This is a genomic window from Haloarchaeobius litoreus, from assembly GCF_024495425.1.
GTDB classification, from domain to species: Archaea; Halobacteriota; Halobacteria; order Halobacteriales; family Natrialbaceae; genus Haloarchaeobius; species Haloarchaeobius litoreus.
Window position 1 is genome coordinate 89,010 of sequence record NZ_JANHJR010000004.1, and the last position, 12,233, is coordinate 101,242.

Below are 12,233 nucleotides of genomic sequence, written 5' to 3' on the forward strand. Positions count from 1 at the left end.
TCATTGCGGCGAATCATCCATTCGTCGATGGCAACAAGCGAACGGCGCTTATGTCGACCCGAATTTTTTACGCGTTGAATGGCCCCGCTTTGACTACAATCGGGAAATCAAAGAGATCCTGAAAGCGCTCGCGACAGATGAGAGCAGTGTCAATGAGGACGACGTGATCGAGTATCTACGAACACACACAGAGCTGCTCGCTCCGGAGTACGAGGCAACCATCAACCTGTGGCTGTCACGCATCGAAGGCACAGATCAGCTACCCAGAGGTTCCAAGCACGACACAGGCGACGATGAACAACACGAACCCGACGATTATGACCACGAATCCCATAGTGAGAACTAAGTATGGCCGCCGAAAGTGACCAGCCCGAAATCCCCGATGAGATGTCCCCCAAGGAGGCGCGGCAATATCTCATTCGGTTCCTCGGCCGGCAGGACCTCGACGAGCATGAGGAAATCTACGACGAACTCGCGACCGAGTAGGACTCCCTCCAAGCTGTGGGTTCCACGTAGTCCTACAACAGTATCGTGGCCTCTCTCAGAGTGAGGCCGTTCCGATCCGGAGCGAAAGCGAGATCGACGTATCGGTTTTCTCGTTCGCACTGGAACATCGTCCACGCACATGGAGTTAAATGAGGACACGGTTCGAGATGTCTGCACGGACGCGGTCTTCGAACGTGGCGAACGATACCTCGCGGATGGTCGTATCCACGAGATTAACCGCGTCGACAGCACCGTCACCGCCGTCGTGAGCGGCAGCCGTCAGTACGATGTTCGTGTTGGCCTCGCCACCGACGGGTTTGCCCCGTGGTGCGATTGTCCGTACGACGGGTCGGGAGCGTGCAAGCACGTCGTCGCCGTGTTGCTCCGGTGTGTTGACGACCCACTGCCAGATGAAGGCGATCAACTCGACGCCGCACTTGACGGCGCCGACGCAGACGAACTCCGCGCGTTCCTGCGTGACGAACTCGCGACCGATGCGAATCTCCGCGATCGGTTTCTCGCCCGAGTCGGCGAGCCGACGAGACAGTCAGTCGACGAGCTTCGCACCTCGATCGACAGGCGGTTCGAAGAGACGAACCCTGAGTACCACGTCGTCTTCGAGCCCATCGACTTCACGGAGTGGTTCGATCTCGCGAACGAGTACCGCGAACAGGGGCGGTACGCGTCGGCGGCGACCGTCTATCGGGCCCTCGTCGAGTCGCTCGACGACAACATGGAGCGCGTCGACGGCGTCTACGACCACTTCTCGAGTGCGTTCAGACGGGCACTCGACGGGTACGTCGACTGTGTCGCGGCCGCGGAGCGTGACGCTGCTGCCGTCACTGACGCCGTCGCGTTCCTCGACGATCGGGCGATGTCGGGAACGCCGTTCCTCGCGGAACACTTCGAGAAGGCCGCGGTCGACCTCCGGGAAAAGGCGGATGAGCAGTCCTGCGAGTAGCTGTGTCGCCCTTGATGACGCCCGCGAGTTCGAAGATTACGAGAAGTAGTTTGTGTCGCGGTCAGCCACGTTGATCCGCTGTTCGCGAGCGGCTTCGACGTCGGAGTAGAGCGTCAACGCGTGCTTGATGAGCCGTCGGTCTTCCAGATTCTCTTCCCAGCGCGTAATCACGTCACGGCGTTCGTGAAGTTCGCCACTTGCGAGTTCGCCGTCGGCGAGCGACTGTTCGAGCTCCTCCCACGTCTCGACGTCGTAAGTCGCCTGCCACGCCTCGATCTCCTCGGTAATCGCGGCCAATTCGTTCCGCAGCTCCTCGCGGGTGTTCTCCTCGATGAGCGTGCGGATTTCCTCGAAGAGCAAGCGCGTGTAGTCCGGCTGGTAGCGCGTGGTCTCGCCGGCCTCGACACGGCGCAGCTGGCCCTGGTCGACAAGACCCTGGAGTTCCTCGTTGGTCGTACTCCAGGCGGCGTCGGCCTGCTCGCTGATCCAGTTGACCGATCGCGGTTCGCGAAGCGTCTCGGCGACCGCTCGAATACGGTCGCGGGCGCTCATCGACTCAGTCCACGACTGGACCCCATCTCGCGAGGATTCGGACATGCTTGGCACCTCTTGCGACAGTATTGGAGCTGGGCTCGCATATATGTTTGAACTCTCTCGCATAATCAAGAGTTCGTTGCGAGCGAAGGAGTCCGGACGTTGAAATGCGATACCGACAAAAGCTGTAAGTACACTCATGGCTAAAGCTGTGGGTTTTCAGCATGGACTCCCGCTCTAACCGAATCCGGTACGGGTTTTACACCGTGCGCGTTCAGCATCCCGCTGTTCAAGCGTACATCTACGGGTGAGCCTCCCTCGCCCCCGGTTTGGTTGCGAAGGAGTCTGTATCCGATGTTCTTGGCTGCGTTGTAGTCCGCGTGTTTTTCGTACCCACAGGACTGACAGCAGAACGTGTCCTGCGACGGGCGGTTGTCCTCGCGGGTGAACCCGCACGATGAGCACCGCCGAAAAGTGTTCTTCGGGTCCACGTGCTCAACCTGAATCCCGCGTTCCTCGACCAGACGGCCGGCTCCCAACGACCACAGGGTAGATTCCCATCCTATTCGTCGGAATCGCTCTTCTGTTACTGGTTAGTGTGGCGGCACACTAGGCTTTTCAGGGCCGGCCACATATCGGGAGGTATGAGCAGCGACAGAATCGACGCCGAAAGCAAAGTGTCTGGAAACCAAGCGAATATCCCCGCCCGGATTCGGCGTGAACTCGAAATCGACGATGGTGACCAACTCCGCTGGCAGGTCGAAGACGACGGGAGCATCCGAGTGCAGGTCATCCAACAGCAGACAGGCACGTTCGCCGATTTCGACGGCTACGCTGGTGAGGAGCCGACTGATGTAACGAGCGATCACGACGCCTGGGGCGTCGACGTCGAATAAATGCCCCGTGCACTCATCGATACAACAGTCCTCTTTGCTGCCGCATACCGACGAGATAGTTCACACGATGCCGCGCTTCCCATGCTCCAGGGCATCGACAAAGGAACGCTCCCGGAGGCAGTCGTCCTCGACTACGTGCTCGCGGAAACACTCAACGGCCTCACGACTCACGCCGGCCACGACGCCGCTGTCGATCTTCTCGATCGCATCGAAGAAAACGCCCGCTTCCACATCGACTCACTCACCACCGACGCCCTCGCGACAGGGAAGGCCCTCTTTCGACAACACGAACCGCTTTCCTTCGTCGACGCCTGCATTGTCGCGTATATGCAAACAGAGGGGCTCGGCTACCTGTATGCGTTTGACGACGATTTTGACGCTGTCGAGGATGTCTATCGGCTCGATACAGCAACGAATCCCTACGACCCAAACTGACGCCGGCTGACGCCACGGCTGGCGATAACGTTCGGTCTCAGGATAGTCGCACCTCGTAGTCAGCCATCAGCTCCTGGAACTCGTCCCACTCCGGGAGCCGGTCTTCGTCTCTCGTCAGCATATTTTCAAAGTGAATCTTATCGATTGTGATAGGGGTCGGTCTTCGTCTCCCACCTTCATAATTTCAATATACATCGTGCTAATTTAAATGTCTGTGGAAACCGTCTACCGGATTAAATCTGCCTGGTCCAGGGGGTAGAAGTTGTTTGCAAGGGAGCGCTGGAGAAGACGTGATACCCCGCGCAAAATCAAATTCCTGGGCGGACTCCCTGTTTGCGAGATGAAATTGGTGTGATTTGAATCCAGGCTGGTCCTGTAACAGAATCATTTGTACCACTCCCTGTGTCCAGTTCGGGTGACGTCGCAATCGTTGATTCGACTCCTGCGTTGACTGAGACGATAGGGGTGGTGCAGGACTTGGAGAGCAATTGGTCTGATACCCTCCCTCCCCGTGTGCGAGATGAAATGGAGAAATGAGTGGTGAGGTCGATCCGTCGTTAGTGCATACACGGCCACCTCAGTCGGTTTGAAGCGGAAAAAACGAGTGGGTAGACCATTTTTATAACGAAATCAACAGTATTGAAAGGCATTGTATCAGATATTTTATCTCTATTTGTGGCGGAGGTAAGCTCTAGTACGGGTTTCGTTGGCCCTATATAATTATAAACTTTCCCATATTAAATTATCGTGTTTTTATCGCCCATTCAAATGTTCTATCCGCTGATTTCGAGACAATCCCGGGTTTTACGGTCTTACTGTTCACTACCCACCCCCCTGTACTGTTCACGATTTCATCTCGCACACGGGGGGAGGGTGTTCCAGTTTCATCTGGTGCCTAGATGATGGACCGGTGGAGTCAGTTGTTGAGTCGCCACTGACGTGCCCTCGGGGCGAGTCCGATGGCAAACCCGCCAGATCGAAAACAGACCTCATCAAGCCTCCCGATTAAATTGCTCGATGAAGAAATAGAAGTATGGACAAGCAGTCGGCTGTCTCACACGCGAAAACGGTCAAGACTGTCTTCAGCGAAAAGAACGTGACTTTCCTCGCAGGGAGTATCGCCTACAGCGCGTTCGTTTCGCTCGTTCCGCTGGTTATGTTCACCCTCCTCGCTGTATCCGTATTCGGCGCTCCTGACCTGCAAGAACAGATCATCGAGGTCACCACAAACAGTGTCTCCCCGTCGGTCGGAGGCGTTATCGAGGTGATGATTGAACAAGAACAAGACGCTGGTGCCGGGTCGACCGTTAGTGCATCACTCATAGGGGTGCTCACGCTCGTTTGGGGGGCGATCAAGGTATTCCGTGGGCTCGATACAGCGTTTTCAGAGATCTATGAAACGACCACGCAGGAATCGTTCGTCGGTCAGACCAAGAAGGGACTGCTAATGCTTGTCACGCTTACGCTGGGGATCATCGCGATGGTCGGAACCACCAGCATCGTCGCGCTCCTCTCATCGATTCCTTTCATTGGGGTCCTGGTCCCGGTGCTACTTTTCGTTGGCCTCGTCGCCGCGTTCTTCCCGATGTACTACCTGTTTCCAGACATCGACATGGAGCCGCGGGATGTGCTTCCGGGGACAGTCGTTGGGGCCGTCGGCTGGGTGATTCTACAGGTTTTGTTCCAAGTGTACGTCTCGGTGAGCGGGGGCGGCGGTAATCTCATAGCGAGCATTCTGCTATTGGTCACCTGGCTGTACTTCGGCGGCGTTGTCCTGCTGCTGGGTGCCGTGGTCAACGCGATTGCTATTGACCGTCCTGCCGGGCCCGTCGAAGCGAGTGACACCGCCTAAGCGCCCGCTCCAATTCTGAGCCGCGACAAGGTTGGTGGTTGACCCCATACAGTTTGATGCGTCGGTGTCACCCGACTACGAGATGAAGCAGGGTTTGGTCGAGTACGTGGACTATTTCGGCCTGCGATGGTCTCAGAGAACTGGAGGGCACAGTTCCTCTAGAAGTGGACGAGCGTCCGGCATGAAGCGTCTATGCAGATCTGATGAAGATGGGGGTGCTGGGTTGCTCTTCTACAGCACCATGGAGGCTTGAACTCCTCCCGGTGAACAAGTGAGCGTTCATAGAACTTGTTCACTAACCGTATTCATTGGCTATGTTCACCAACAGTTTGGTAGTACGCTGGAGTACGGCGTGGCGCCGTGTCATGAGTTCCTGCATTTCCTCGTATACTGCTCTATTCGAGCTTGTCCTGACCAGCCCGGATATGGTCCTCTCTCACAAACTCGACTTCATCTGCCTGAGCATGTTCTTGACGAACCTCCTGACGTGCTGATGCGGTGTCCTAGGTAGCAATTGCAGCGCAATGTGGAACGACCTCCTCCTCCTCCTCGAGGGCGCCGTCGTGGTTCTTTGGCCCGTAGTAGTCACAACCCACGACTTCAGTCGTTGAGGGAAGTCGACCTGGACAGCTCCCCCACCCCCGGGGACGTCCGCAAATATTCGATGTGTAGTCCGGCCTCAGGCTCGGTTGGTATCATGAATACGAGACACTCACACACCACCGTGCAAGTGTTCTTGACGATGACGAACGGTGGGGTGTCTGAAGTCAGGCAGTCCGGGTGCTTAAAGAAAAATGTTGTAAATACATACCAATCTGCAGTTCACTGTTAGAAGGGCTCTGTTTTGCAATTACCTTACACTGGAATCGGAGGATTCTACTTAATAATAAATTTTTATTGTAGGTGATTGTGTGGCCACTATTCTGATAAATATTCTAACCGATTTGACCCAATCGTGATCAGCGACGGTGGAGCAGCAAGAGTACACACCCATGCCGCCCACATCGAAAACACTTGCACGGTGGTGTGTGAGTCTTGTACTTGAGACCGGATTGTACGAAAAAACACTTGCAGGGCGGTGTGTGGGGGTAGATGATTCCTGGGAATTTCTTGGTTCAGAACACTCGCAGGCTGGTGTGATTTATTTTGGACATGGGATAACAATCAATTTCGAAGCAGGTGCATGTGCACAATCGGGCGAAGTAAGCCTTAACCAACACTGTGTCCTTACCTGGGTGTGTTGGTTAATATGTGCCTCTCTCATACAGTGGAGTCGGAAGTCCACACCGTGCGCTATTCTGAAAATCCAGAGTCGACGACAGTGACACTACCGACGATGAACGTCGATCAATTCAACCAGATTGTACCCACCCCCGGGGTTGTCCGCAATTCATCAACGTCTAACAGGGGAGGAGCCTCACTCTCCACCTGGTCGACCAGAATCCGATTGAAAATATTAACTAGCTGGCTTCACCTGAGAACAACCTTGACTGATGCACTAGTCACTTCAGATCGCGTTTGCGCTGGCCGACTGAGGGCGCTCAGTCCAGCGACGAGGAGGAGGCAGATATCTCAACCCCCGCCCCCGGGGTTGTCCGCAATTCTATCATGGGAGCGTATGGGGATTGAAGCGATACAGTAATTATGGTACTTGAATAGCTGCAGTTTGAGATGGAAAACGGTGAGATAACTCCTCTATCTGTTACAATGAACTACGAGTAGAAAGAGTTATCAAATACGTTCCCCGCAATCGACTCTTTTCACATTGAATCTGCGTTTTTCCAGAAGTCAACCAAGTTGACCCAATTATCGGCACGACCCTGTTTCATGAAAAATTGCGGACAACCCCGGGGGGCCGGGTGGAGTCCTCGATAAGCATGAATATACGTGGACCGACATCCTTCTCGGTCTGAGAAAACGAGAATCCCTTTCACATCGAGTCTCAAGTATCGTTAAAAAAATAACAATTCCGGACGGGGTGGGGGGCCATCCGGACAAATAAGACATTACGGACGCGGGGGGTTTATGTGGTTTGAATACACGAAATATGCACGATGGATTCGTCCCCGTATTCGACGACCTCCGAGATCTTTGCGGTCGGCGGCGAGGACTACCTCAAAGAGGGCCACACCCCGACGACGCTGCCGGAGAGACGAGAAGAGATCTTGAAGCTTCGGCGCTCATTGAAGCCAGCAGCCCGTGGTGCTGGCGCCGAGAACACGTTTCTCTCGGGGAAGGCTGGTCAGGGGAAGACGGCGGCCGCAAAGGTGGAGCTGGCGGAACTGGAGGCGTTTGCCGAAGCCCAGAACTTAGCTCTGACAACGGTGTTCTTCTCCTGTGAGGGAATCTCATCAAGTTACACGCTCGCGTGTGGGCTCTGTGAGGAACTTGGGGGCGAGAACCCCAATGGACATCCGATGCAGAAGGTGCTCGACCACCTCTGGGACGCGATGAACGCGATCGGTGGGACCATCATCATCGTCCTTGACGAAATCGACAATCTCGGAACGGACGATAAGATTCTCTACTCGCTCCCTCGAGCACGTGATAAGGACTACGTCAATGACGACGTCTATCCATCGATTATCGGTATCAGCAACGATCTTCAGTGGCGTGATAACCTCGACCCGGCCGCGAAGGACAGCCTCTACGACGACTCGATTTTCTTTGCGCCCTATGATGCGAACGAACTCCGCGACATCCTCTCCCGCCGTGCGAGCAAGGCGTTCCGTGACACATCGCTCATCTATGAAACACAGGAGGGCGAGGAGTTCGAGATCAGCATCGACCTGGATGATGACGATGGTTCGCTTGCCAAAGCCTTCGAGGAAATGGACGTCGATCGTACCGATTGTACGCTTCTCCGTATCAATTCGGAAGTCCTGTCCGATGAGGTTATTCCACTCTGTGCCGCGTACGCTGCACAGGACAAAGGGAGCGCCAGGCAGGCGATTAAGTACCTTCGAAAAGCAGCCGCAATCGCGGAATCCGAGGATGATGGGCGTGTCGACGAGGGACACGTCCGAACCGCTCAGGGCGAAGCTGAGCGAGAGCTCATCATCGAGGGGATGGAACAGCTCACGACCCAGGGCCACCTTGCGCTCGCCGCGGTGACAATTCTGGAACTCGCAGAGCACTCTGAGATTCGGACTCGTGATGTCTATGATGTCTATAGGTCTCTTTCAGACCACATTGACGCCGATCGCCTGGCTCAACGCCGGATGCGTGACCATCTAATCGAACTCGACATGCTGAGTATCATTCGTGCGCGAAAATCAGCCTCCGGATCTGTCGGCGGCGAGGCCTACACGTTTGAGCTCCGCGTTGAACCGTCGACGGCCATCGAGGTACTCGAGGCTGTCTCCCGATTCGACGCGGTCGACTTCAATGAACTCGCGAAGAACTGGCTGAACGACCAGCAGACGCTGAGGTAGCAACGATCGGATCGTCAGTGTACTCACCCCCGGGTGTGTCCGCAATCGACTGAATGCCCACCGAACGGTGCTATTATGGGAATCGACGAGGTCAAAAATTATGACGGAGACGTGGGGTGGGGATCAGTCTTCTACGACAGGTTGCTAGTGGGTCCATATGAACTCGACCTGGTGTCATAGCTGCGGGTTTCCGCCGGATCTCCGTTTGGTCCCAGCCGAGTGGGACAACACACTATCAACAACTTGATGATTTCTGTCTCGTAGTACGAGGTGTCGTAGGTCTCGATCTCTTCGTGGGGTCGAGAACGCGATCTCGTGAAAATTTCTCATCCTCCACGTCACGTACTCGAAATCCTGGTTCAGGTGGACAGCTAAGTCTTGTTCGTGAGTCAGCTTCAAGCCCGCCACGTTCTGTGCATTCTACGAAATGCCTACTAACGGCTTAAAAACACGATTCCGATCGACAATCTGTCCCGCTGTTATGGTACCACCTCCCGTTCATCGATTCTGGTTCGAGAATCCTATTCAACACGTCAAGTTTCCGCGTGACATCGAGCCGGTCGAGACAGTCCCCCCAAGACCTACTCGATCAAAGGCGGGGTTAAGCGCTGTCGGGCTTCGATCCATTGGTATTGGACTAGTCGTCGCCAATTTCTTTTCCGAGATACTTCGTCAGTGCGCCTGCGTCGCTTTCGCGCTGCGGTACGAACGCCACCAAGTCTTACTAGGCTCCATGTTCGATCCGAATATCGACATGCACCGTGATCGCCATCATGAGCCTTGATGTATTTGCAGAGTGAAGTCGCTCTGGACTGAATCCTGAGAACGGGTGCGAGCGGAGTCGTTTCCACCAGAAATCATCGACTGCGTCCTTAACGAGATCCCTGACGGTTCGCTGATTGAGCCTGACAACGGATCCGACTTCGCCCATATGGGGAGACAAGAGTACACCCTCGCTGGTGGGCTTCACGGTGGCGAACACGGGATGATCAAAATGGCCCAACTTGAACTTCGGCTAGACAATAGCGACATGGGCGGGCTCTCGACAATCTTGCATCCCGAAATTCGAAGTCCTGTGTGGTTCATCCACGATACGGTCGAAGGCGGCGTCGGGTTCGCGCACAGTATCTACGAGAACTTCGAAGCAGTCGCTCAGCGCACTATGGAGCGGATTGAGGACTGCGACTGTGGCCGACCTGTCGGTTGTCCAGCGTGCTTGATGAGCAGCCAATGTGGCAATCAGAACGAACCGCTGCATCGGCAGGCTGCTGTCAGTCTCTTACAAGCTGCTTTGGAGCAAGTGGAAAAGTGAAGCGGTACTGGGGATTTCTATATTGGTGGACGGAGATCGCGCCATCGGACATCAATGGATTCACCGGAATCCAATTCCACCCGATATAATATTGAGTCGCGGGAATCACCCGATTCTACTCCTGCATCGTCAGACCATAATCGAACTATTTCCCCGTGTTTCGCATGATGGACATGATCTGGGTCGGTCTCGTCAGGAATGTCAATCCGTACTCGGTCTCCTTCGTGGAACCTACCCATAATTTCTCACTCGAGATCGATTGCTTTACTGGCTGCGTCCAGTGGGTCTGTGTAGAATACGAGTCCAAGCTGCTCAAGTAGCTCGTCAGGAATCTTCGCTAGATCTTCTTTATTCTTGGCCGGCAGCAACACCGTTTTTGCTCCGGAGTCGGCCGCCAGCTGCAGTTTATCGATGAGTGAGCTAACCGAAACCAATTCGCCCATCAGGCTCATCGCACCCAATACCACGGTTTGGGAGCGGACGGGCCGGTCGAGGATGCCAGAGACAATGCCCACGAGGAGACCGACACTCGTCTCTCCACCTTCATTGGCATCTGATGGATTGAGGACCTGAACGTTGATATTGTACTCATCCAGCGTCTCATCACGGCGGAGTTCCCGCATATTCGCCTGGAGGTAATCGCACGCAGTCTCGAACGACTCTTTCATCTTCTTCCCTGGCGTCCCCGAGATGTTCGTCTTCCCAGAACCGGGAAGTGTCTGAGTTTCGATTCGGAACGGTGCGTGACGACCTTCGCTTTCGCCGATAGTGTAGACAGTGCCCGCTTGCTGTGTGCCGGGCGGAATAAGGGCCTCATCAGCCTCTTCGGGTACTGGGACGTAGAGTTCTTCTTTCGTGTCTAAGTCCAAATACGAAAACTCGACGGCCCGATACTCCATTCCGCCCATTCGCTTCAATTGCTCTTTGACACGACGGCGTCCCTCCATAGCGAATTCGAGATATTCACGGAGCTCTTCTTTCGTGTAGTCTCCGTGGGGGTGGAGTAATTTGAGTAGGCCAGATACCGTCTTCCGGACTGCTCTCTCGTCTCGTTGGTTCAAGTGGTCTCCGAATGCGAACTCCTCGTTGACCGCATCCCCATAGGATTCTTTGCGGAGTTCGCGGACGAACTCGGCGAAGTAATCCACGATGAACCCGAACTGATCGCCGAAGAACTCGGAGCGCATCTTCGGTACTTCCCAACCGGGGAGGTAGTAGTGGAAACGGTCGATGAGGGCGAGGTCCTGCATATCATCCGGGAATGGCTCGAACAGGTGAGAACTCTTGAGAACGCCTTCGACATCCAGGTCGATGTTTCCTACATAAACCATCGAGGCCTGGGCTGTGAGCTCCTCAGTTCCGCGTGAGAAGCTCCCAGACTCCATGTAGTCTTTGAGCATCTGGACTGCTTCGGAGTCGCTGAACTGGAGCCCACCGACCTCGTCGAATGCGACGACATCCCAACGGCCAACGAGTCCGATTCGTCCCGTGTTGAGGTTCAGGAAGAGCTTCGCAACGGTGGTTTTTCCACCGGAGATCAGAATCGAGTGAGGGCTGATTTCACGGTACAGATAGCTCTTCCCCGTTCCGCGGGGACCCAGCTCGACGTAATTGTAGTTGGACTCGACGAGCGGGACACACCGAGTGAGGAAGAGGAGTTTCTCGCGGTCGCTGAACGCCGTGGGATCATACCCGACGCTCTGGAGGAGGAGATCCATCCACTCGTCGCGCGTGAATTCTCGACGACGATCCTTCAACTGGTCGAGGTCGAGGTTCGACACCTGGATCGGTTTGAACGACTCGATGCCGAACAGGCTCTTGGGGCTGTTCGCGTTGTCTGGAAGGTACTCCAGATCGATGATGGCCCAGACACCCCCACCCAGAAGCTTCGGGTGTTTGCTGACGAGATGTTCGTTGACTTCGACGTCGTTGAGTCCGAGGTTGACGAACGAGCCGATGTAGGCGTCTTGCTGCTCGTCGAGTCTGACGGTTACTTTGTCGATGACACGGTATCGCCCTCGCTCGCGGACTTCGCTTTTGACGTACTCCGCCTCGTCGGGACGAACGTAGTGCTTCGACAGAATCTGCTTGACTTTTTCGAGCCCCTCCTCAAGAGATTCCTCATCGTCAGTGGCGCAGTATTGTCCGATGAGATATTCCAAGACATAGGTGGGGACGTTCACTCCCGACTTGATATCTTGAACGAGATCCTTCCGGACGACGCGTCCGGGAAAGACGTCGAGAGCTTTCTGATCGACGTCCTCAGTGCTCATTATATACCGGAAGTGTAGCCGGGGGCATATTGGTGTCGGTCATGCTAAGT

General features: G+C 55.1%; 11 protein-coding genes and 1 pseudogene. 8 read left to right on the plus strand and 4 right to left on the minus strand.

Translation table 11 applies throughout. From position 1 onward, the window contains the following. Positions 1–2 precede the first annotated feature (2 nt). The 3 genes from NOW55_RS18100 (at position 3) to NOW55_RS18110 (ending at position 1,447) form a co-directional block, all read left to right on the plus strand. Entirely contained in the window at positions 3–122 is a 120-nt protein-coding gene (locus NOW55_RS18100; RefSeq protein WP_256401997.1) for a Fic family protein, read from the plus strand. A 226-nt stretch (positions 123–348) separates the two neighbouring features. Continuing rightward, the gene (locus tag NOW55_RS18105; protein ID WP_256401528.1) at positions 349–486 is read left to right on the plus strand and encodes a hypothetical protein; all 138 of its coding nucleotides are present in this window, start codon (positions 349–351) and stop codon (positions 484–486) included. A 139-nt stretch (positions 487–625) separates the two neighbouring features. Further along, a complete protein-coding gene (locus tag NOW55_RS18110) occupies positions 626–1,447 on the plus strand; it encodes an SWIM zinc finger family protein (protein WP_256401529.1) in 822 nt (273 codons plus the stop codon). 36 nt (positions 1,448–1,483) lie between these two features. On the opposite strand, the gene NOW55_RS18115 is transcribed toward NOW55_RS18110, so the two are convergent. Beyond that, on the minus strand, positions 1,484–2,044 hold the full coding sequence (locus NOW55_RS18115; RefSeq protein ID WP_256401530.1) for a DUF7342 family protein: 561 nt from the start codon (positions 2,042–2,044) through the stop codon (positions 1,484–1,486). A 140-nt stretch (positions 2,045–2,184) separates the two neighbouring features. Further along, a pseudogene (locus NOW55_RS18120) lies at positions 2,185–2,499 on the minus strand (zinc ribbon domain-containing protein); the annotation flags it as partial. 126 nt (positions 2,500–2,625) lie between these two features. Between NOW55_RS18120 and NOW55_RS18125 the strand changes: the two are divergent. From NOW55_RS18125 to NOW55_RS18145, 5 genes are all read left to right on the plus strand, one after another. Then, positions 2,626–2,877 (plus strand): AbrB/MazE/SpoVT family DNA-binding domain-containing protein, encoded by a 252-nt coding sequence (locus tag NOW55_RS18125; protein ID WP_256401531.1) that lies wholly within the window; start codon positions 2,626–2,628, stop codon positions 2,875–2,877. Further along, complete coding sequence (locus NOW55_RS18130; RefSeq protein ID WP_256401532.1) at positions 2,878–3,312, plus strand: PIN domain-containing protein; 435 nt, start codon at positions 2,878–2,880, stop codon at positions 3,310–3,312. It abuts the gene before it with no gap. Positions 3,313–4,345: 1,033 nt separating this feature from the next. Beyond that, positions 4,346–5,164, plus strand: coding sequence for a YihY/virulence factor BrkB family protein (locus NOW55_RS18135; protein ID WP_256401533.1), 819 nt, complete (start codon positions 4,346–4,348; stop codon positions 5,162–5,164). Positions 5,165–7,218: 2,054 nt separating this feature from the next. After that, positions 7,219–8,598, plus strand: a complete 1,380-nt coding sequence (locus tag NOW55_RS18140; RefSeq protein ID WP_256401534.1) for a Cdc6/Cdc18 family protein — start codon at positions 7,219–7,221, stop codon at positions 8,596–8,598. 829 nt (positions 8,599–9,427) lie between these two features. Then, positions 9,428–9,910 carry a Zn-binding domain-containing protein gene (locus tag NOW55_RS18145; protein ID WP_256401535.1) on the plus strand — a complete coding sequence of 161 codons (483 nt, stop codon included), beginning with the start codon at positions 9,428–9,430 and terminating at the stop codon, positions 9,908–9,910. Positions 9,911–9,927: 17 nt separating this feature from the next. On the opposite strand, the gene NOW55_RS20845 is transcribed toward NOW55_RS18145, so the two are convergent. Further along, on the minus strand, positions 9,928–10,149 hold the full coding sequence (locus tag NOW55_RS20845) for a DUF8139 family protein (protein WP_368407785.1): 222 nt from the start codon (positions 10,147–10,149) through the stop codon (positions 9,928–9,930). 6 nt (positions 10,150–10,155) lie between these two features. Beyond that, positions 10,156–12,183, minus strand: coding sequence for a protease Lon-related BREX system protein BrxL (gene brxL, locus NOW55_RS18150; protein ID WP_256401536.1), 2,028 nt, complete (start codon positions 12,181–12,183; stop codon positions 10,156–10,158). Positions 12,184–12,233: the final 50 nt, after the last annotated feature.

What these genes read in the sequence shown, in the direction of transcription:
- NOW55_RS18105 (WP_256401528.1), top strand. Translation starts at nt 349, where the DNA reads ATGGCCGCCGAAAGTGACCAGCCCGAAATCCCCGATGAGATGTCCCCC.
- NOW55_RS18110 (WP_256401529.1), top strand. Translation starts at nt 626, where the DNA reads ATGGAGTTAAATGAGGACACGGTTCGAGATGTCTGCACGGACGCGGTC.
- NOW55_RS18115 (WP_256401530.1), bottom strand. Translation starts at nt 2,044, where the DNA reads ATGTCCGAATCCTCGCGAGATGGGGTCCAGTCGTGGACTGAGTCGATG.
- NOW55_RS18125 (WP_256401531.1), top strand. Translation starts at nt 2,626, where the DNA reads ATGAGCAGCGACAGAATCGACGCCGAAAGCAAAGTGTCTGGAAACCAA.
- NOW55_RS18130 (WP_256401532.1), top strand. Translation starts at nt 2,878, where the DNA reads ATGCCCCGTGCACTCATCGATACAACAGTCCTCTTTGCTGCCGCATAC.
- NOW55_RS18135 (WP_256401533.1), top strand. Translation starts at nt 4,346, where the DNA reads ATGGACAAGCAGTCGGCTGTCTCACACGCGAAAACGGTCAAGACTGTC.
- NOW55_RS18140 (WP_256401534.1), top strand. Translation starts at nt 7,219, where the DNA reads ATGGATTCGTCCCCGTATTCGACGACCTCCGAGATCTTTGCGGTCGGC.
- NOW55_RS20845 (WP_368407785.1), bottom strand. Translation starts at nt 10,149, where the DNA reads ATGGGTAGGTTCCACGAAGGAGACCGAGTACGGATTGACATTCCTGAC.
- brxL (WP_256401536.1), bottom strand. Translation starts at nt 12,183, where the DNA reads ATGAGCACTGAGGACGTCGATCAGAAAGCTCTCGACGTCTTTCCCGGA.